General features: G+C 71.6%; 23 protein-coding genes. 8 read left to right on the forward strand and 15 right to left on the reverse strand.

Annotated features, from left to right (window positions below; translation table 11 throughout):
• Positions 1-52: 52 nt before the first annotated feature.
• From rplI to rpsF, 4 genes are read right to left on the reverse strand one after another with little or no spacing between them, the layout of a single operon-like run.
• Complete coding sequence (rplI, locus tag BLQ63_RS11400) at positions 53-514, reverse strand: 50S ribosomal protein L9 (protein ID WP_091033776.1); 462 nt, start codon at positions 512-514, stop codon at positions 53-55.
• Between the two features lie 15 nt (positions 515-529).
• A complete protein-coding gene (rpsR, locus tag BLQ63_RS11405; protein ID WP_030160643.1) occupies positions 530-775 on the reverse strand; it encodes a 30S ribosomal protein S18 in 246 nt (81 codons plus the stop codon).
• Between the two features lie 45 nt (positions 776-820).
• Positions 821-1333: a single-stranded DNA-binding protein gene (locus BLQ63_RS11410; RefSeq protein WP_091033780.1), complete on the reverse strand. Its 513-nt coding sequence runs from the start codon at positions 1331-1333 to the stop codon at positions 821-823.
• Between the two features lie 38 nt (positions 1334-1371).
• Positions 1372-1662 (reverse strand): 30S ribosomal protein S6, encoded by a 291-nt coding sequence (gene rpsF / locus BLQ63_RS11415; RefSeq protein ID WP_091033783.1) that lies wholly within the window; start codon positions 1660-1662, stop codon positions 1372-1374.
• Positions 1663-1916: 254 nt separating this feature from the next.
• On the opposite strand from rpsF, the gene BLQ63_RS11420 reads away from it, so the two are divergent.
• From BLQ63_RS11420 to BLQ63_RS11430, 3 genes are all read left to right on the forward strand, one after another.
• Complete coding sequence (locus BLQ63_RS11420) at positions 1917-3578, forward strand: fumarate hydratase (protein WP_091033786.1); 1662 nt, start codon at positions 1917-1919, stop codon at positions 3576-3578.
• A 58-nt stretch (positions 3579-3636) separates the two neighbouring features.
• On the forward strand, positions 3637-4038 hold the full coding sequence (locus BLQ63_RS11425) for a hypothetical protein (protein ID WP_091033790.1): 402 nt from the start codon (positions 3637-3639) through the stop codon (positions 4036-4038).
• Positions 4039-4370: 332 nt separating this feature from the next.
• On the forward strand, positions 4371-5162 hold the full coding sequence (locus BLQ63_RS11430) for an MHYT domain-containing protein (protein ID WP_177154887.1): 792 nt from the start codon (positions 4371-4373) through the stop codon (positions 5160-5162).
• Positions 5163-5181: 19 nt separating this feature from the next.
• On the opposite strand, the gene BLQ63_RS11435 is transcribed toward BLQ63_RS11430, so the two are convergent.
• A complete protein-coding gene (locus BLQ63_RS11435) occupies positions 5182-6390 on the reverse strand; it encodes a DUF418 domain-containing protein (RefSeq protein ID WP_091033798.1) in 1209 nt (402 codons plus the stop codon).
• A gap of 129 nt (positions 6391-6519) precedes the next feature.
• Here BLQ63_RS11435 and BLQ63_RS11440 point away from each other — a divergent pair, with 129 nt between their 5' ends.
• A complete protein-coding gene (locus BLQ63_RS11440; protein WP_177154888.1) occupies positions 6520-7260 on the forward strand; it encodes a TetR/AcrR family transcriptional regulator in 741 nt (246 codons plus the stop codon).
• 90 nt (positions 7261-7350) lie between these two features.
• Here the strand turns inward: BLQ63_RS11440 and BLQ63_RS11445 are convergent, their stop codons facing one another.
• The 4 genes from BLQ63_RS11445 to BLQ63_RS11460 all read right to left on the reverse strand — a co-directional run bounded on the left by BLQ63_RS11445 (position 7351) and on the right by BLQ63_RS11460 (position 11293).
• Positions 7351-8526 (reverse strand): glycosyl hydrolase family 18 protein, encoded by a 1176-nt coding sequence (locus BLQ63_RS11445; RefSeq protein ID WP_419774928.1) that lies wholly within the window; start codon positions 8524-8526, stop codon positions 7351-7353.
• A gap of 186 nt (positions 8527-8712) precedes the next feature.
• Positions 8713-9144, reverse strand: a complete 432-nt coding sequence (locus BLQ63_RS11450; protein WP_245680945.1) for an ArsR/SmtB family transcription factor — start codon at positions 9142-9144, stop codon at positions 8713-8715.
• Complete coding sequence (locus tag BLQ63_RS11455; protein ID WP_091033801.1) at positions 9141-9794, reverse strand: SRPBCC family protein; 654 nt, start codon at positions 9792-9794, stop codon at positions 9141-9143. The genes BLQ63_RS11450 and BLQ63_RS11455 overlap by 4 nt, the downstream gene beginning before the upstream one ends.
• 134 nt (positions 9795-9928) lie before the next feature.
• Positions 9929-11293, reverse strand: coding sequence for a cystathionine beta-synthase (locus tag BLQ63_RS11460; RefSeq protein ID WP_091033805.1), 1365 nt, complete (start codon positions 11291-11293; stop codon positions 9929-9931).
• 175 nt (positions 11294-11468) lie between these two features.
• Here BLQ63_RS11460 and gndA point away from each other — a divergent pair, with 175 nt between their 5' ends.
• On the forward strand, positions 11469-12899 hold the full coding sequence (gndA, locus tag BLQ63_RS11465) for an NADP-dependent phosphogluconate dehydrogenase (RefSeq protein WP_091033809.1): 1431 nt from the start codon (positions 11469-11471) through the stop codon (positions 12897-12899).
• 68 nt (positions 12900-12967) lie between these two features.
• On the opposite strand, the gene BLQ63_RS11470 is transcribed toward gndA, so the two are convergent.
• From BLQ63_RS11470 to BLQ63_RS28835, 4 genes are read right to left on the reverse strand one after another with little or no spacing between them, the layout of a single operon-like run.
• Positions 12968-13489, reverse strand: coding sequence for an NUDIX domain-containing protein (locus BLQ63_RS11470; RefSeq protein ID WP_091033813.1), 522 nt, complete (start codon positions 13487-13489; stop codon positions 12968-12970).
• Complete coding sequence (locus BLQ63_RS11475) at positions 13486-14016, reverse strand: NUDIX domain-containing protein (protein WP_091033818.1); 531 nt, start codon at positions 14014-14016, stop codon at positions 13486-13488. Before BLQ63_RS11475 ends, BLQ63_RS11470 begins: the two co-directional genes overlap by 4 nt.
• Complete coding sequence (locus BLQ63_RS11480) at positions 14013-14582, reverse strand: NUDIX hydrolase (RefSeq protein ID WP_091033822.1); 570 nt, start codon at positions 14580-14582, stop codon at positions 14013-14015. The genes BLQ63_RS11475 and BLQ63_RS11480 overlap by 4 nt, the downstream gene beginning before the upstream one ends.
• A 47-nt stretch (positions 14583-14629) precedes the next feature.
• Positions 14630-15154 carry an NUDIX domain-containing protein gene (locus BLQ63_RS28835; protein WP_091033975.1) on the reverse strand — a complete coding sequence of 175 codons (525 nt, stop codon included), beginning with the start codon at positions 15152-15154 and terminating at the stop codon, positions 14630-14632.
• A gap of 135 nt (positions 15155-15289) precedes the next feature.
• Here BLQ63_RS28835 and BLQ63_RS11490 point away from each other — a divergent pair, with 135 nt between their 5' ends.
• Positions 15290-15649: a YybH family protein gene (locus BLQ63_RS11490; RefSeq protein WP_091033826.1), complete on the forward strand. Its 360-nt coding sequence runs from the start codon at positions 15290-15292 to the stop codon at positions 15647-15649.
• 81 nt (positions 15650-15730) lie between these two features.
• On the opposite strand, the gene BLQ63_RS11495 is transcribed toward BLQ63_RS11490, so the two are convergent.
• Positions 15731-16150, reverse strand: a complete 420-nt coding sequence (locus tag BLQ63_RS11495) for a DUF6220 domain-containing protein (RefSeq protein WP_091033830.1) — start codon at positions 16148-16150, stop codon at positions 15731-15733.
• A complete protein-coding gene (locus tag BLQ63_RS11500; protein WP_177154889.1) occupies positions 16143-17195 on the reverse strand; it encodes a carboxymuconolactone decarboxylase family protein in 1053 nt (350 codons plus the stop codon). The genes BLQ63_RS11495 and BLQ63_RS11500 overlap by 8 nt, the downstream gene beginning before the upstream one ends.
• A gap of 211 nt (positions 17196-17406) precedes the next feature.
• On the opposite strand from BLQ63_RS11500, the gene BLQ63_RS11505 reads away from it, so the two are divergent.
• Together BLQ63_RS11505 and BLQ63_RS11510 are read left to right on the forward strand one after the other, a co-directional pair.
• Positions 17407-18606: a sensor histidine kinase gene (locus BLQ63_RS11505; RefSeq protein WP_091033838.1), complete on the forward strand. Its 1200-nt coding sequence runs from the start codon at positions 17407-17409 to the stop codon at positions 18604-18606.
• Positions 18603-19265, forward strand: coding sequence for a response regulator (locus BLQ63_RS11510; protein WP_091033841.1), 663 nt, complete (start codon positions 18603-18605; stop codon positions 19263-19265). Before BLQ63_RS11505 ends, BLQ63_RS11510 begins: the two co-directional genes overlap by 4 nt.
• The last annotated feature ends 81 nt before the right edge of the window (positions 19266-19346 follow it).

A 19346-nucleotide genomic window follows, 5' to 3' on the forward strand; every position in this document is an offset into this window, starting at 1 on the left:
GACATGAACAGGGCCCGCGACCGTCGCCGGTCGCGGGCCCCGTCGGGTCCCACTACTTCTTGCGGCGCTTGGCCGGCGTGACCTGAAGCTTGAACTTCGCGGTCACCTCCGGGTGCAGCTTCACGGCGATGTCGTAGGTGCCGATCGACTTGATGGCCGAGGCCAGCTCGACGCGGCGGCGGTCGATCTTCGGACCCCCGGCCTCGTCGACGGCCTTCACCACGTCGGCGGCGGTGATCGAGCCGAAGAGGCGGTCCCCGTTGCCCGTGCGGGCGACGATGTGGGCGTCCGTCTGCTTCAGCTTGTCGGCCACCGAGCGGGCCTGGTCCAGGTCGTTGATCTGGCGGGCCGCACGGGCGCGCTGGATCGAGTCGACTTCCTTCTGACCGCCCTTGGTCCAGGCGATCGCCAGGCCCTGCGGCAGCAGGTAGTTGCGCCCGTAACCGGGCTTGACCTCGACCACGTCACCGGCCGAGCCGAGGTTGGGCACCTCATGAGTCAGGATGATCTTCATAAGCGCGCTCCTTCCTTATCGGGTCTGGCTGGTGTACGGGAGCAGGGCCATCTCGCGGGCGTTCTTGACGGCCGCGGCGATCTGGCGCTGCTGCTGGGTGGTCACGCCGGTCACTCGGCGGGCACGGATCTTGCCGCGGTCGGAGATGAACTTCCGCAGCAGCGCCGTGTCCTTGTAGTCGACGTACTCGATACCCTCTTTTTCAAGCGGGTTCGGCTTCTTCTTCGGCTTCCGCAGGGGAGCCGATTTCGGGTTGGCCATGTGTTGTCTTGCCTCTTAATCGAGATCGTTCCGGGGCTGGCCCGGTTAGAACGGCGGGTCCTCGTCGAAGCCCGCGTTGCCGGCGGGAGCGCCGGCAGGGGCGGCCGAGGCCCAAGGGTCGTCAGGTGCCGATCCGCCGCCGGAGGAGTTGCCGCCGCCCCCGAAGGAACGACCGCCTCCGCCGCCGGAACCGCTGCCGGACTTGTTGAGCTTCGCGGTGGAAAAACGCAGCGCGGGGCCGACTTCCTCGACGTCGAGCTCGTACACAGTGCGCTTCTCGCCCTCGCGGGTCTCGTAGCTGCGCTGCTTGAGCCTGCCCTGCACGATCACGCGGGTACCGCGCGACAGCGACTCGGCGACGTTCTCGGCGTACTGGCGCCAGACGCTGCAGGTGAGGAACAGGGCCTCACCGTCTTTCCACGCGTTCGTCTCTCTGTCGAACGCACGCGGCGTCGATGCGATACGGAACTTCGCGACGGCGGCACCGGACGGCGTGTAACGCAGTTCGGGGTCGTCGACGAGGTTGCCGATAACCGTGATGACTGTCTCTCCTGCCATGACCTATTCTCCTCAGGTCTCGCAGTTGCTAGGTCGGGTTACCGAAGCTCCGGTCGCAGCACCTTGGCCCGCAGGACCGACTCGCTGAGTCGCATCTGACGGTCCATCTCAGCGACGGGACCGGGTTCGGACTGCAGGTCGACGACGGCGTAGACGCCCTCGTTGCTCTTGTTGATCTCATAGGCGAGACGGCGCCGGCCCCAGACGTCGATCTTGTCGACGGCTCCCCCGGCGTCCTTGACGCCCTTCAGGAACTTGTCCAGAGTCGGGCTGACCTGGCTTTCCTCGAGATTCGGTTCGAGGATCACCATGACTTCGTAATGCCGCAAGATCGCTCCACCCCCTTTGGTCTCAACGGCTGCGGTCTCTCCGCAGCAGGAGGAATCACTTGCGCGTGCCGCGCCGGGCCCGAGTCGGGTCCGGTGGCGGACAACCGCGCAATCGTACCTGCTTACAGGCGGTGCGTCTGCATCGCGCCGCCTGTGTGTGACGCTACCTTCCGGGTCCGACACTCCAGGGCCCGACACCGCCTGAGCTTCGCCTCACCTCGGGGCCGGCCGCGCCCCGCGCTAAGTTGGAACGCGTGACATCGGAGTTCCAGTACACCGACCTGCTTCCCACCGGACCGGACACCACCGAGTACCGCCTGCTCTCCAAAGACGGGGTGAGCACGGTCGAAGCCGCCGGGAGGCGCTTCCTCACCGTGGAGCCCGAGGTCCTCACCGGCCTCGCGGCGGAGGCCGTCAAGGACATCTCCCACTACCTGCGCCCCGCGCACCTCGCCCAGCTGCGCTCGATCCTCGACGACCCCGAGGCCAGCGGCAACGACCGCTTCGTGGCGATGGACCTGCTCAAGAACGCGAACATCGCCTCAGGGATGGTCCTGCCGATGTGCCAGGACACCGGCACCGCGATCGTCATGGGCAAGCGCGGGAGGCACGTCCTGACCGACGGCCGCGACGAGGAGCACCTCTCCCGCGGCATCTGGCAGGCCTACCACGACCTCAACCTGCGCTACTCCCAGATGGCGCCGGTGACCATGTGGGACGAGAAGAACACCGGCTCCAACCTGCCCGCGCAGATCGAGCTGTACGCCGACGGCGACGACGCCTACAAGTTCCAGTTCATCGCCAAGGGCGGCGGCAGCGCCAACAAGTCCTTCCTGTTCCAGGAGACCAAGGCGATCCTCAACCCCGACGCGATGATGCGGTTCCTGGAGGAGAAGCTCCGCCAGATCGGCACCGCCGCCTGCCCGCCCTACCACCTGGCGGTCGTCATCGGCGGCACCAGCGCCGAGTTCGCGCTCAAGACCGCGAAGTACGCGTCCACGAAGTACCTCGACGACATGCCCACCGAAGGCTCGGCGCTCGGGCACGGCTTCCGCGACGTCGAACTGGAGCGGCACGTGCTGGAGCTGACCCGCCAGTTCGGGATCGGCGCCCAGTTCGGCGGCAAGTACTTCTGCCACGACGTGCGCGTCATCCGCCTCCCGCGCCACGGCGCCTCCCTGCCCGTGGCGATCGCGGTCTCCTGCTCGGCCGACCGCCAGGCGAAGGCCAAGATCACCGCCGAGGGCGTGTTCCTGGAGCAGCTGGAGACCGACCCGAGCCGCTACGTGCCGGACGTCCAGGAGGACGACCTCGACGCCGACGTGGTCCGCGTGAACCTCGACCGGCCCATGGCCGAGATCCGCGCCGAGCTCTCGAAACACCCGGTCAAGACCCGCGTGTCCCTCACCGGCACGCTCGTGGTCGCCCGCGACATCGCGCACGCCAAGATCAAGGAGCGCCTCGACGCCGGCGAGCCCATGCCGCAGTACCTCAAGGACCACGCGGTCTACTACGCGGGCCCGGCCAAGACCCCCGAGGGCTACGCGTCCGGATCGTTCGGGCCGACCACGGCCGGGCGCATGGACACCTACGTCGAGCGGTTCCAGGCCGCGGGCGGCTCGTTCGTCATGCTCGCCAAGGGGAACCGCTCCGACCAGGTCACGAACGCCTGCAAGTCGCACGGCGGGTTCTACCTCGGCTCGATCGGCGGCCCGGCCGCCAAGCTCGCCCAGGACAACATCAAGTCGATGGAGGTCCTGGAGTACCCCGAGCTGGGCATGGAGGCGGTCTGGAAGATCGAGGTCGAGGACTTCCCGGCGTTCATCGTCGTGGACGACAAGGGCAACGACTTCTACGCCGAGACCCGCAAGCCCGTGCTCACCGTCGGCCGCAAGCCGCGGATCAGCATCTCCTAGCGGGCGCCGCCCGACCCGGCCCGGCGGCCGGGCCGGGCCGTCTCCGGAAAGGGTCCGCATGAAGCTCCGGTCACCGCTGTGGACGGCCGCGTTCGCCGCTCCCGTCGGCGTCCTCGCGCTGCTCCCGCTGCCGCTGGTCGAACCCGGTGCGAGCTACGCCGATCCCGTGTTCTGGTACGCGGCGGCGGCCCTGTCCGGCGCCGTCCTGCTCGTCGGCCTCGTCGTGGTGCGCCGCCCCTCCATGGTGATCGAGGGGGACCGGCTGCTCGTGCGCGGCGCGTACGGCTGGTCGCCGCGAACGGTGCTGGCGGAGGGCGAGCGCTGGGTCGTCGCGGGCGACCGGCTCTGCCTCCAGCGCGGCGACGGCTCCCTGGAGCGGACCCGCATCGCCAGGCGGATGGTCGACCGGCGCGACTGGGAACGCCTCCGAGCGGCCGTGCCGGTGCTCGACCCGCATTGAGCGGCGCGGACGCTCGAACCTGCGTTATCCATTGGGCCGCAAGTTTTCTCAGGACTGGGACGAGTCGATTGTCCGGATCGGTGCGCGCGGCCATTTTTCCCTCGACGCACGGTGCAACATGGCGCGGCAGTGTGGCCGCAAATGCGGGCATTCGTCAGCGTTTGACGGTGCGATCGGGGTCCTCGAAGGACTGACGTGAAGCCGCATCAGTGCAGGTAAACGGCAATACGGGAATATCGCGAGACCCCCTCGGCGGCCCCGGCGAGGCTACGCTACCCGAAACCGCACCCATGGGTGCGCCCGCTCCTGCCTTCCTCCTCACCGGAGCCCCCATGATCGAGCACTTCTCCCACGGCTACGTGACCCTCCCGGTCGCCTTCCTCGTCTCCATGACCGGATCGGCCCTCGGGCTCCTGATGGCGCGCCACGCCCGCCGCCACCAGGAACCGGGACGGCGCCTCCTGTGGCTGTCCGTCGCCGCGTTCGCCATCGGCGGCACCGGCATCTGGGTCATGCACTTCGTCGCCATGCTCGGCTTCACCGTCACCGACGCGGAGCTCCTGTACGACCCGGGCCTGACCGCGCTCAGCGCCCTCATCGCCGTCGCGGTGGTCGCCTGCGGCCTGTTCGTGATCGGCCTGGGCCGCTACACGCTGCTGAAGCTCGCGCTCGCGGGCCTGTTCACCGGCGCGGGCGTCGCCGCCATGCACTACACGGGCATGGCCGCCGTCAGCGCCGACGTCGAACTCACCCACCGCACCGGCTACGTGATCGCTGCCGTCGCGATCGCCGTCGGCGCCGCCACCACCGCGCTGTGGCTCTCGTGGCGGCTCGAGAAGACCGCCGCGATCTGGCTCGCGGCGATCGTGATGGCCCTGGCCGTCAACCTCATGCACTACACGGCCATGCTCGGCGTCCAGATCGGCGGCGAGACCGTCGAGCAGCCGCACGGCGCCCACTCCATGGACCTCATCTTCCCGATGGCCACGCTCACCGCGATCGTGCTCCTGGTCCTCATCTTCGCCGTGGTCACCGTGCCCACCGACGAGGAGATGCAGACCGAGGCGCGCATGAGCACGATCGAGCGGGAACTGCGCCCCGGCGCGGACCGCAGCTCCCGCTGATTCGGCCTGAACCGGGGCCCTAGCGGCGCCCGTAGACCAGGCGCCGCAGCAGGGTCTCGGCCGGACCCCGGTACCCGCCGCGGCGCATCAGCTCCGCGCCGACCACGCTCGCCAGCCACACCAGGACCGCGCACGCGCCCGAGACCAGCAGGGGCGAGCCGACGCGGTCACCCAGCGCGAACGTGAACGGCATCGCCAGGACCAGCCAGGCGACCGACTGGAACAGGTAGCCCGTCAGCGAGCGCTGCCCGAGCGCCGACACGGCCGTCACGACCGCGCCCGGCGCCTTGCGGCCGCGGGTCAGGGCGTGCGCGAGCAGCCCGAACAGCGCCACATAGCCGACCCCGCCGAAGAACCCGGAGGTCTCGTAGAGCATCCGGACCGGGGCGGTCGCGTCGGCGCCCACCTCGATGAAACCGCCCGAGTGCAGCGCCATCGGCAGTCCGGCCGACAGCGCGATCGCGAGTCCGCCGACTGCGGCGAAGCCCAGCAGCCGCAGGTGGCGCGCCGGCTCCTCGAGGACGCGGCGGCGCGCGGCCCACGAGCCGACCCACACCATGAGGATCATCGGCAGGAGCGTCAGCGTGTGGACCGGCCACTCGGCGGCCCGCTCGGCCACCGAGTCGAGGTAGGTTGCGGCCCGGACCGACGGGAACGCCGTCACCGACACCGCCGATGTCGCGCCCGACCCGAGCGAGGCGAGGGCCATCGCGGCGAGCACCAGCACGTAGACGAGGCCGACCGCGAGGTACCAGGGCGCGAAGCGGTGGACCTTGTCGGAGCGCTGGAGCAGGATCAGCGTGAACGCGATCCCGATGAGGCCGTAGGCGCCCAGGAAGTCGCCCGAGTACAGCAGGACGCCGTGGACGGCGCCGAAGACGGTCAGCCAGACGCCCCGCCGCAGCAGCACCGAGCGGACCTGCCCCGGGTCCGCCCCGGCGCGCTCCTGGCGGCGGGCGAGCTGGACGAGGCCGTAGCCGAACATGATCGCGAACAGCGGGAACGCCCTGGCGTGCACGAACTCGACCATGAACACGTTGTAGTGGCGCTCCAGGCCCTGCGGGTCCGTCTCGACGCCGGGGGCGCTGGCGAGGAAGTAGCCGGCGGCGTTGGCGAGGGCGATGAACAGGAGCATCGCGCCGCGGGCGAGGTCGGGCGCGAGGGCCCGTTCGGCGCTGTCGACGGGGCCCCGTGCGATGCGGGGCCCCTCTTGCAGGTCGGCGGTCATGTCGACGCCTCCAGTCGGTCACGTGGGGGAATAATTAGTGTCTAGAGGATAGTATCCTAGAGATACTAATAAGGTGTGCGATGATGTGCCACCAGAGGACCGATCCTGGTGCGGAGGTGGCGGTGCGAGATGGACGAGGCTGAAGTGCCCGTTGAGCTGGCGCGGTTGTGGCGCATCTCATCGCAGTCGCGGCTCGGGCGCCCGGCCCGGCTCGACGTCGGCGCCGTCGTCGACGCCGCGGTCGCCCTCGCCGACCGCGAAGGGCTCGCGGCCGTGACCCTTCCCGCGGTGGCCGAGGCCCTCGGCGCCACCAAGATGTCCCTGTACCGCCACGTCGGCTCCAAGGACGAGCTGCTGGTCCTCATGAGCGACGCCGCGCAGGGCGCGCCGCCCGCCGCGTTGGACGGGACCGGGCCGTGGCGCGAGCGCTTGCGCGCCTGGGCCCTGGCCCAGGCCGAGGTCCTGGGGCGCCACCCGTGGCTCGTCCAGGTGCCGGTCACCGGCCCGCCCAGCGGCCCCTGCGGGATCGCCTGGTTCGACGCGGGACTGCGGACCATGCGCGGGACCGCCCTCGAATGGGGCGCGAAGGTGGGGGTGGTGATGCTGGTCAGCCAGTACGTCTCCGGCGCCGCCGAACTCGCGCGGGGCCTGGAGCAGGGCCGCAGCGGCACCGGCATGGACCAGGCGGCGGCCGAGCAGGCCTACGGGCGCGCGATGGCGGCCCTGGTCGACCCCGGCCGGTTCCCCGACGTCGCGGCCCTGTTCGCCTCCGCCACCTTCGAAGAGGCCCGGCCCGACACCGGCGAGCACGACTTCGCCTTCGGTCTGGAGCTCATCCTCGACGGCGTCGCGGTCGCCGTCGGGCGCTGAACGCGGGACCGGCCCCGCTCGCAACGAGCGGGGCCGGTCCACCTGCGGGGGAGGGAACAGGTCGGTGGCGGCCTCGGCCGCCGGCCGGTCTCAGCCGACCGTGTCGGCGAAGTTGTAGCCGTTCGTGGCGTCCCAGTTGATCGACCACGTCATGGCCCCGCCGATGCCCGGGTAGGCCTGGTCGGGGACGAAGTTCCCGCAGCCCTGGAGCGTCTCGAGGCAGCGGATCGCGTCGTTGACCATCGTCGGGTTCACGTAGCCGGAGCCGGCCGCGCTCTGGACCGCGGGCAGGCCCAGGCCCACCTGGCTCGGGTCGAGCCCGGCCTCCAGCTGGATGCACGCCAGGCCGGTCAGGAAGTCGATGTCGCCCTGGGCGTACACCTGGCCGTCGCACCCGAGCATGGAGCCCGAGTTGTAGTACTGCATGTTGACGATCGTCAGGATGTCCTTGGTGTTCACCGCGAGCTGCGCGTAGCTGCCCTGCGCGGACTGGAAGTCGATCGTCTGCGGCGCCATGGTGTACGTGAAGCCGGGCTTCGCGCTGCTGACCGAGCGCAGCGCGGTCTCCATGGGCCCGGGGTTGATGCCGTGCTCGAGGTCGATGTCGACCCCGTCGAAGCCGTACTCGTCCATGAGGCCGACGATCGAGCTCGAGAAGGCCGACGCGGTGGCGCCGTCGTTGACGGTGACCGTGCCCCGCTCGCCGCCGACCGAGATGATCACGTCCCGGCCCTGGGCCTGGATCGCGTCGATGTCGGCCTTGAACTCGGCCTCGGTGTAGCCGGCACCGGTCAGGCTCGCGTCGAGCGCGAAGTCGACCTGGCCGGGCGTGCCCGTGGCCTCGGCGAAGGCCACCGCGATGATGTCGTACGCGGCGGGGACCTCGTTGAGCTCCATGACGCCGGAGCCGTTGTCGAAGTTGTGCCAGTAGCCGGTCAGGAGCACGTCCTCCTGGCCCGGCCCGCCCGTGGGCGGGTCGGTGGGCTCCCCGGTGGTGGGCGGCTCGGCGCCGTCACAGGCCCCGAGGTCCTCCCAGACGCCCCACTGGCCGGTGGTGCCGGGGGTCTCGCCGGTGGTCCACCACTTGGCGCGGTATTCGCGGTCCTGGTGGCTGACGAGGTCGCCGCCCGTGTAGACCGCGCCGGACTGCCAGGGGGTGCCGTCGCAGACCGCGGCGGCGGAGGCGTTGTGGGCGAGCGCCATCGGCACCGCCACGGCGGCGCCGGCCGTCGCTAGGGTGGCGGCGATGATCGCTGCTCTGCGGATGGGACGCACGGGACCTCCAAGATATTTAAAGATTCCTAAATGTAGCTCCCCTATAGTGTCGGCGGACACGTCGGCTTGTCAAGGCCGCGAGGCGTGAAAAAATCCGACTCGCCCGGTTTGCGACCCGCTTTCGCAGGCCCCGCAACCGGACGAGCCGGAAACTTTCCTATTGGGACGCAGGCGCGCTCAGGCGACCCCGCGGCGGTCGGACCGGGAGCGGCCGGGCCGCTCCGCGAGGCGCCGCTCCCGCTTGCCGCGGGCCAGCTCGGTCTCCAGGGCGTCGAGCGGGCCGGCGAAGGCGTCGGCGAAGCGCTCGAGCCAGGCGCGGACGGCCGCCAGCCCCGCCTCGTCGACGCCGTAGATGCGCCGGGTCCCCTCGGCGCGGACGGTGACGAGCCCGGCCTCGCGCAGCACCTTGAGGTGCTGGGAGACCGCGGGCTGCGAGATCGGGCCGCCCGCGCGGCCGCTGGAGGCGGTCGGGGCGCCGAGCGCCTCGGCCACGGCCCCCGCGGGCCGCTCGCCCTCGCCCAGCAGCTCCATGATCCGGCGGCGCACCGGGTCGCCGAGCGCGTCGAACGCCGGACCGGCCGGCGACGCGCCGGCGCCGTCCCCGCTCACGCTTCCGGTTGCTCCGGCGGCACGGTGTAGAAGGCCACGACCGCGTCGACGGCGGCCTTGGCCTCCTCGGGGTCGTCGCCGTCCGCGATCGCCGCCGCGCCCCAGGCGTCGCCCAGGAGGCGGGCGTACGCGGCGCCCTCGGGGCCGGTCATCCACTGCTCCCACTCGTCGGTGTCCAGCGACGCGGCCGTCCCCAGGTGGTAGCCGAGGCTGTGCAGGAGCCCGTCCCAGCCGATGCCGACCGCGCCGGGCCCGTACTGGCGCCACAGGTCGGGTTCGACCGGGGCCTCGTGCACGAGCTCGAGCACGGTCCCGTCGTCCCCCGCGCTCAAGTGCACCCGGAGCCAGGACATGCCGCCGCCGAACTCCCAGGTCACGGCCAGGTCGTCGGGGGCGTCGCAGCGTTCGATCGTGCCGCCGGCCTGGGCTTCGAACTGGTAGCGCCCGCCGACTTTCAGGTCGCCGCTCACCGGCTGGAACCAGCGGGGGAGCCGCTCGGCGCTGGTGAGCGCGTCCCACACGTCGGCCTGCTCGGCGCGGTAGGTGCGCCTGGCGACGAGGACCTTCGTCGCGGCGCCGTCCCTCTCGCCGGTGCGGATCTCGCGCACCACCATGCGGGCGGACGCGATCGGATCGTTGGGATCGGTCATGCTGCCTCCTTATATAAGTTACAGCTTATATTATGGGGCCGGGGTCGGCCCTGTCAAACGATCCTAGGATCCGCTCCCGCGCCGCGCACGCGAAACGGCGCCGCCCGAAGGCGGCGCCGTCGACGGTTTTCTGGTCAGCGCTCGACGTAGGAGAGCAGGTCCTGCCGCGTGAGCACGCCGACGGGCTTGCCCTCGGCGAAGACCATGAGCGCGTCCCGGTCCTGCAGCGCCGCGACGGCCCGCTCGACCTGCTCGCCCGAGCCGATCGTCGGCAGCGCCTCCCCGACATGCCGCTCGATCGGGTCGTGCAGCGTCGCCTTCCCCGAGAACAGGGCGTCCATGAGGTCCCGCTCGGCCACCGCCCCGGCGACCTCGCCGCTGGTCACCGGCGGCTCGGCCTTGAGCACCGGCATCTGGCTCACCCCGAACTGGCGCATGATGTCGATCGCCTCGCGCACCGTGTCCTGCGGGTGCACGTGGACCAGCTCGGGGATGTCGCCGCCCTTGCTCGACAGGACCTCGCCGACCGTGGTCTGGCCCGAGCCGCCCATGAAGCCGAACTCGGTCATCCAGGAGTCGTTGAAGATCTTCGACAGGTAGCCGCGCCCGCCGTCGGGCAGGACCACCACGATGACGGCCTCGGGGCCGGCGTCGCGGGCCACCGCGAGCGCCCCGACCACGGCCATCCCGGCCGAACCGCCGACCAGGAGCCCCTCCTCGCGCGCCAGCCGCCGCGTCATCGCGAACGACTCCGCGTCGGTGACCTCCACGATCCGGTCGGCCAGGTCCCGGTCGTAGTTCGCGGGCCAGAAGTCCTCGCCCACGCCCTCGACCAGGTACGGGCGGCCCGTCCCGCCCGAGTACACCGAACCCTCCGGGTCGGCCCCGACGACCTGGACCCTCCCGCCCGAGACCTCCTTGAGGTACTTGCCGATCCCGGTGATCGTCCCCCCGGTGCCCACGCCCGCGACCAGGTGCGTGATGCGCCCCTCGGTCTGCTTCCACAGCTCGGGGCCCGTCTGGTGGTAGTGCGAGGCCGGGTTCGCCGGATTCGAGTACTGGTCGGGCTTCCACGCCTTGTCGATCTCGCTGATGAGGCGGTCGGAGACCTTGTAGTAGGAGCGCGGGTCCTCCGGGTCGACCGCCGTGGGGCACACCACGACCTCGGCGCCGTACGCCTTGAGCACGTTCCGCTTGTCCTCGGAGACCTTGTCCGGACACACGAACACGCACTGGTAGCCGCGCTGCTGCGCCACCATCGCCAGCCCCACGCCCGTGTTGCCGCTGGTGGGCTCCACGATCGTGCCGCCGGGGACGAGCAAGCCCGCGGCCTCGGCCTCGTCGATCATGCGCTGGGCGATGCGGTCCTTGATGGACCCGCCGGGATTGAGGTACTCGACCTTCGCGAGCACGGTCGCCGAAGCGCCGTCGGTGACCGAGTTCAGCTTCACCAGCGGAGTGTTGCCGATGAGGTCGAGGACCGAATCGTAGTACTGCATGCACCCAGACTAGGCCCGACCGTCCCGCGCACGGGACAGTGCGCCGCCGTGTCCTGCGCCGTCGGCGCGCACCGATCCCGCAGCGTGGATACGATCGGCGGTGGTGCCACCGCCGCCGGGACGCTCGGCGACAATCGGCGCACAGAACCTCTTACGCAACGCTAGGGAGACAGGCATGAGCACCGCCGACATCGGCGTGGTCGGGCTGGCCGTCATGGGCTCCAACCTCGCCAGGAACTTCGCCCGCCACGGCTTCACCGTCGCGGTCTACAACCGCACGTACGCCAAGACCACGGACCTGATCGACGCGCACGGCGACGAAGGCGACTTCGTCCCCTCCGAAGAGCTCAAGGACTTCGTCGCCTCCCTCAAGCGGCCCCGCAAGGCCATGATCATGGTCCAGGCCGGGCCCGCCACCGACGCCGTCATCGACCAGCTCGCCGCCCTCATGGAAGAGGGCGACATGATCATCGACGGCGGCAACGCCCACTTCGAGAACACCCGCCGCCGCGAAGCCGCCCTGCGCGAGCAGGGCCTGCACTTCGTGGGCACCGGCGTCTCCGGCGGCGAGGAGGGCGCCCTCCTGGGCCCCGCGATCATGCCCGGCGGCTCCGAGGAGTCCTACGAGAGCCTCGGCCCGATCCTGGAGGCCATCAGCGCCAAGGCCCCCGACGGCACCCCGTGCTGCACCCGGTTGGGCCCCGACGGCGCCGGGCACTTCGTCAAAATGGTGCACAACGGCATCGAGTACTCCGACATGCAGCTCATCGGCGAGGCCTACGACCTCCTGCGCCGCGGCGTCGGCATCGAACCGGCCGACCTCGCGCGGATCTTCTCCGAATGGAACTCCGGCGACCTCGACTCCTACCTCATCGAGGTGACCGCCGAAGTCCTCGGCCACACCGACGCCGCCACCGGCAAACCCCTCGTCGACGTCATCGTCGACCAGGCCGGCCAGAAGGGCACCGGACGCTGGACCGTCCAGAACGCCCTCGACCTGGGCGTCCCGGTCACCGGCATCGCCGAGGCCACGTTCGCGCGGGCCCTCTCCTCGGGCGTCAAGCAGCGCGAAGGCGCCGTCGACCTGCTCACCGGCCCCACCGAGAAGGCCGCGATCCCCGACGGCTTCGTCGAGGACGTCCGCCAGGCCCTCTACGCCTCCAAGATCGTCGCCTACGCGCAGGGCTTCGACCAGATCGCCGCCGCCAGCGCCGAATACGACTGGGGCATCGACCTCGGCTCGTGCTCGGCCCTGTGGCGCGCGGGCTGCATCATCCGGGCGCGCTTCCTCGACCGCATCACCGAGGCCTGGCGCTCCGACCCGGACCTGCCGACGCTCCTGGCCGCGCCCGAGTTCACCAAGATCGTGACCGACGCGCAGGACGCGTGGCGGCGGGTCGTGGCGACGGCCGCGCTCGCGGGCATCCCGACGCCGGGCTTCTCCTCGGCGCTGGCCTACTACGACGGGCTGCGTTCGCGGCGGCTCCCGGCGGCCCTGATCCAGGGGCAGCGGGACTTCTTCGGGGCGCACACGTACCGGCGCGTCGACCGCGAGGGGACCTTCCACACCGACTGGTCGGGCGACCGCGCCGAGCACGAAGTGTAAGGGCCGCAAGGCTTCACGGCGCCGTCTCCGCTTCGTTGAGCGGGGGCGGCGCCGTTGCGCGTTCGGGTTCAGTCGACGAAGCGGGGCGAGAAGGAACCGCCGATGCTGACCGGCTCCGGGGGGATGTCGCCGTCGCGCAGGCGCTTGACGAGGTCGACGAGGAGTCCGGGGCGGACCATGCCGTCGGAGCTGCCGCACCGGTCGACGGGGAGCCAGTCGAAGCCGAACTTCTGCTCGTAGGCGATGTCGCTGTGCAGGCGGGGTGTGAAGCGCTCGGTGCGGTGGAAGAAGTACCAGTTCTTCTGGACGAACAGGCGGCCTTCGGGGAAGCCGGTGAACACGCCGTAGCCGACCGGCCGTCCGAGCGCCTCCGGCCCGACGCGCAGGCCGGTCTCCTCGAGCAGCTCCCGGGAGGCGGCGTCCGCGATCGTCTCGCCGGGGTCGACGCCGCCGCCGGGGGTGAACCAGCGGACGACGCCGTCCATGCAGGGGTTCCCGCCGATGTGCAGGACGGTGTCGTGCTGGTCGAGGAGGAGGATTCGCGCGGCGATGCGCAGCACGGCGCCCGTCTCGGCTTCGATGTCGGTCATCGGCCCGTGGCCGCCTCGGCGGGCGGCCCCGCGGGGTCCAGCTCCACCGGCGCGGTGGGGATGTCGCCGTTGATGAGTCGTTTCACCAGGTCCAGGAGCGATTCGATCCGGTTGTCGAAGCCCTCGGTGGAGGCGAATCCGCTCGCGGAGATCCAGTTGAACTCGAAGTCCATCTCGTAGGCGTCGCCGCCGGCGACGTGCGGGGCGAACCGTTCGACGCGGACGAGGAAGAGGTGGTTCTCCTGCGTGAACGGGCCCTGCGGGCGGTTCGCGTGGTAGAACTGGCGGGCCACCGGCCCGACGAGGTCGCCCTGGTCGACGCGCAGGCCCGTCTCCTCGAACAGCTCGCGCGCGGCGGCGTCCCGCATGGTCTCGCCGGGGTCGATGCCGCCGCCGGGCAGGAACCAGCGGGCGGGGCGATCGGCGGTGGCGGACCGGCCGATGAACAGGACGCAGTCCTGCTCGTCGATGACGATGCAGCGCGCGCCGTGCCGGTCGATTCGGGTGGGTTCGTTCTCCGGGTTCACCGGTCAAGTATGGCGGCACGCTCCGTAGGCGTCCAGTCTCGATCCGCGTTCCACGTCCATGCGCCCCACGGAAGCCGAACGGGCGGAGCGGGTTCGGCGCCCGCCCTGAGTCCTTTGAGCAGGCAGGCGACCGGTGCGGGGAAGACCAGGGCGTCGACCGCCGCGAGTTCGGCGGGGGCGAGCCAGCGGGCCGCGGTGAACTCCTCCCGCTCGACCGCCTCGAGCCCGTCCCGGACCGGCTCGAAGTGCGCGACCCGCAGGAAGAAGTACGCGTCGCGGGAATGGATGACCAGGTCGGGGCCGTCGGACCAGACGCCCTCGGTCTCGGCGACGACCGGTCCGAGCGTGTCGGGCGCGACGCGCAGGCCCGTCTCCTCGAACACCTCGCGGACCGCGCCCGCTTCGAGGGTCTCGCCCGCGTCGAGCCCGCCGCCGGGGGTCACGTAGTACTCGACGCCGGGCCCCATGTAGTCCCTGGAGTGGAACAGCAGCACCCGGTCGTCCTCGTCCACCAGCAGCACCCGCGCGCACCGCCGCCGGACCGCCTTCACCTCGCCAGCGTCCATCCCACGAGTATGCGAGCCGCCCGCACCTCCCGCGATCCGGTACCGGCTCAGGCGGCGGCGCTCCGGTCGACCCAGGGCATCTCGACCGGGGCGTCCAGGCGCTCTCCCGACAGGAGCCGCTCGAGGACGCCGGCCAGGCCGACCGGGAAGACGATCGCGTCCGTCGCCGCCAGATCGGCGAGCGAGAGCCACGCGTGGCGGCTGATCTCCTTTTCCTCGCCCTCCTCGAGGCCGCTCAGATCGGGTTCGAAATGCGCCGTGCGGAGGAAGAAGAAATGGTCGTCCGAATGGAACCGGACCCCGTCGTGCGTCGACCACGGCCCCGCGGTGTGCGCCACCACGGCGCCGAGGTCCGCCGGGGCCACGCGCAGCCCGGTCTCCTCGGCCACCTCGCGCGCCGCCGCCTCGGCGAGCGACTCGCCCTCCTCCACGCCCCCGCCGACGGTGAAGTAGTAGTCGGCGTCCTGGCGGATCAGGCCGCCGCCGAAGAACAGCAGGACCCGGTCCCGCTCGTCGACGATGAGGACGCGGGCCGCGCGCCGGAAGATCAGGCCCTCAGGGGTGGTCGCCATGCCCGCCAGCATAGATCGGCCCGACGACCGGGAAAGGGGGTGAAACCGGTCACTGATGCGCCTGAAGGGCCCCGAATCGTCGGAGGCCGGTGGGACGTTGGCGGGGACGACCGCACGAACCGAGAGGGGCATCCCATGGCAACCGACGGCAAGAGCGCCACCGAACCCGAGCACGTCACCCGCCTCGTCGCCGAGCGGCTCAACGCCGGCGACATCGACGGCATCGGCGAACTCTACGAAGACGACGCCGTCGTGGCCTTCCCGCCCGGCCGGTCCACCACCGGCGCCGCGGCGATCAAGGCCATGTACCGCGCGATCGCCGACCAGGGCGCGAAGTTCGCCACCGACGAGGAGCAGCTGCCCACCGTCCGCTTCGGCGACCTCGCACTCGCCTCCACCGTCGCGGCCGACGGCACCGGCACCCGCACCCAGGTCCTGCGCCGCCAAGACGACGGCACCTGGAAGCGCATCATCGACCGCCCGGAGACCCGCTGAACCGCCGTCCGACCGACCCGCCGACACCGCCGAAAGTGAAGGCCCGCAGCGGCCTCCACCGCCGCGGGCCCGCGCCCCGGTTCAGGCCGCGGCCGGCTCCACCGGCGCCTCGGCCGGCCCGCGCCCGGCGATCAACCGCTTCGCCAGCCGCCCCGACGCCTCCGCCACACCCATGATCATCAACGCGTTGATCGCATGGAAGCCGAAGATGATCTGACCCGGCACCGTCCCCGCCACGCTCACCAGCGCGATCAGCGACTGCAGCACCACCAGGCCGAACGTCCCCGCCGCCAACCCGACGAGCTTCCCGCCCGACCGCGCCAGCGCCGCGAACAGGATGCCGGCCAGCGCCACCACCGCGATCAATCGCCCGTTCATGATGTGCAGCGAGAACGACTCGTCCGTCGAACCCGTGCCGAGCGCCCCGTACCCCGCCAGGAAGAACTGCACCCCGATCAGCGCGTGCAGCAGCATGATCCAGACCCGGTAGACCCTAAGCATCGACGCTCCCCTTCTGCTCCGTGCGCTCCATCGCGGCGCACTCCAACTCGATCTCGTCCTGGACGGCGTCGACGGCCGTCATCGCCCCGTACGTCAGCAGGTAGACCACGCAGTGGTCGCTGAACACGTCACCGCGCCACTCCTCCACATCGGACTCCGCGACCGCGCCCGGCGCGAGCGCCGCCGACACCGCCAGCCGCGCCCCCAGCGCCGCCTGCGACGGCAGCCCCTGCGCACCCGCCAACTCCGGCGCCGACCCGGCGAGGCCCGTCCCGCCGCCGCCCACCGTGCGCGCCACCGCATCCGCGGCCTGGTCGCTCAGCAGCATCGACCCGTACCCGGCCATCGCCCGCACCGCCCCGTACGCCCGGCCCACCGGCGAACCCGCCGCCCACGCCGGCTCCCGCACCTCCACATCGCGCACCCAGCCCGGCAGATCCTCCAGCAGCGGCAGACTCGCCCCCGGCGCCAGATCGGCGGACACCGCCTCCCGCACCAGACGCGAGGCGACCTGGCGCCCCAGCCGCGAGCTCGCCACCGCGCTCGGCGACTCGTCGTCCGCCAACGCCTTCACCAGACGCGTGATCAACTCGAACGCCAGCGCCGTCCCGATGAACCGCGCCGCCGCCTCCGCCGGGAACGGCCCCTCCGGGCCCGGCTTCAGCGCCCACTCGGCCAGCGCCGACCACTCAGGCGGCGTCCGGCCCGACCGCACCGCCTCCGCCAGCTCCGACTCGCCCGCCGCGTGCAGCATCATCGTGTGCGCGTCCGTGCAGAACCGGCACTCGTTGCGCACCGCGATCACCGTCGCCACCACCTCCTTCGCCTTCCGCTCCTGAGGCCCGCCGACCAGCAGCGACTCACGCAGCAGCGCCCACACCGGCGCCAGCAGCTCCGGCGCGGGCGACAGCAAGGTGATCGCCGGGCCGATCACGCCCAACTCCGACTCCACCTGCCGGTACACGTCGGCCACCAGGCCCTCGGCGCGCTTCGGATCGACAGGGACAACGTGCCTGACTCCAGTGACTGTGCCCTTCAAGGCCATGGGGGTCGCCTCTCCTCGACTCGCTTCGGCGGCAACGGCCGCCGCATGACTCCAGGCTCCCCGCCGAAGCGTCCCGCGTCGTCGTCCCGGCGCCGACATTCGCGACCGCGCCGAGCGCGGCATCCGGCGCGCCCGCGTACACCCTGGGCGGTACGCCGGGCCTGCACCGCGGGCCGACGCCGCGGCACCCGGACCGCCATAGGATTGGCCCATGACGACTCCCCCCGGAACCCGTCTCACCGGCCGGCGCCTCGACCTGGTCGTCGCCGCCGTCATGCTGGCCGACACCCTGCTCTCGGGCGCGTTCGCGGCGGCCGGGAGCGGCGTGCCCCTCTACGCCTGGCCGCTCCTGGCGGCCGGACCGGCCGTGTTCCCGCTGTGGCGGCGCCACCCGCGCGCGGTCATGCTCGTCAACGTGGCGGCCCTCGTCGCCATCGGCCACCTGCACCTGGGCCCGCTCAGCGCCATCCCGGCCCTGGTCGCCGTGGCCGTGTGCATGTACGCGGGGCACCGCAGGCTCACCATCGCGACCGTGCTGTTCCTGTCGACGTTCACGTTCCTCGGCAACTGGCAGACCGCCGGATTCCAGCTCACCGGCAACGTCATGGAGCAGTCCATGCTCGTCATCGGCTGGCTCCACGTCGCCCTCATCTCGGGCGAGTCGCGCCGCCAGAGGGACGCGTACATGGCCGAGGCCGAGCACACCCGCGAGGAGGCCGTCAAGCGCAAGGCCGCCGACGAGCGCGTCCGCATCGCCCGCGAACTGCACGACTCCCTGACCCACTCGATCTCGGTGATCCGCGTCCAGGCCGGGGTCGCCCTCCACCTGGCCCGCAAGCGCGGCGAGGAGCCCGCGCCCGCGCTCGTCGCCGTCGAGGAGGCCGCCAAGGACGCCACCCGCGAACTGCGCGAGACCCTCACGATGCTGCGCGACGACGACGGCCACCGCCTCTCCCGGGTCACCGACCTCATCGACCGCTACCGGGGCCTGGGCTTCGACATCGAGATCGCGTGCGTCATCGACGACCACGCCGAGGTCGGCCAGGAGGCCGACCACGCCGCCTACCGGATCGTCCAGGAGGCCTTGACGAACGCCGTCCGCCACTCCGGCGGCGACCGCGTCCGCGTCCACGTCGCCCGCACCGAAGAGGTCCTCATCGTCGAGGTCGCCGACAACGGCGACCCCGCCGGCGTCGTGCCCGGCCGGGGCCTCACCGGCATGAGGGAGCGCGTCGACGCCCTCGGCGGCGCCCTCCATGTCGGACCCGGCGAGTACGGTTTCACCGTCCGCGCCGAGATCCCCGACAGCACCCTTTCCGACAGTGCCCTTTCCAACAGCGCCCCTTCCGACAGCGCCCCGCCCGTGCCCGCGCAGGCGGCCCAGACCGCCACCGCGGAGGCCGCGCGATGATCCGGGTCCTGCTCGCCGACGACCAGCCGCTCATGCGCGGCGGCTTCCGCGCCCTCATCGACGCCGAGGACGACATGACCGTCGTGGCCGAGGCCGCCGACGGCCCCGCCGCCGCCCGCCTCGCCGCCCGGTTCCGGCCCGACGTGGCCCTGCTCGACGTGGAGATGCCCGGCGGCGACGGCATCAGCGCCGTCCGCACCATCGCCGCCGATCCCGCGCTCGACGAGATGCGCGTCGTCATGCTCACCAACTACTCCTTCGACGCGTACGTCTTCGACGCGCTCCGGGCGGGCGCCGCGGGGTACCTCGTCAAGGACACCGAGCCCGAGGAGCTGCTGCGGTGCGTGCGGGCCGCCGCGGCCGGGGAGACGCTCCTGTCGCCGCAGATCGCCGCGAAGCTCGTCGCCGAGTACGTCGCCCACCCGCCCTCGCGCCTGGCCGGACGCATCGAGGGCCTGACCTCGCGCGAGACCGAGATCGTGGCGCTGGTGGCGCGGGGCCTGACGAACGGGGAGATCGCCGAGCGCCTGTTCATCAGCCCGGCGACCGCGAAGACCCATGTGCACCGGGCGATGATGAAGCTCGCCGTGCGCGACCGCGCGGGCCTGGTCGTCTTCGCCTACGAGTCGGGCCTGGTGCAGCCCAAGGGCGGCGCGTAGCGTTCCGCCGCTCCCCGCTCCCCGCTCCCCGCTCCCCGCTCCCCGCTCCCCGCTCCCCGCTCCCCGCTCCCCGCTCCCCGC

This window comes from Glycomyces harbinensis (assembly GCF_900101745.1).
Taxonomy (GTDB): Bacteria; Actinomycetota; Actinomycetes; order Mycobacteriales; family Micromonosporaceae; genus Glycomyces; species Glycomyces harbinensis.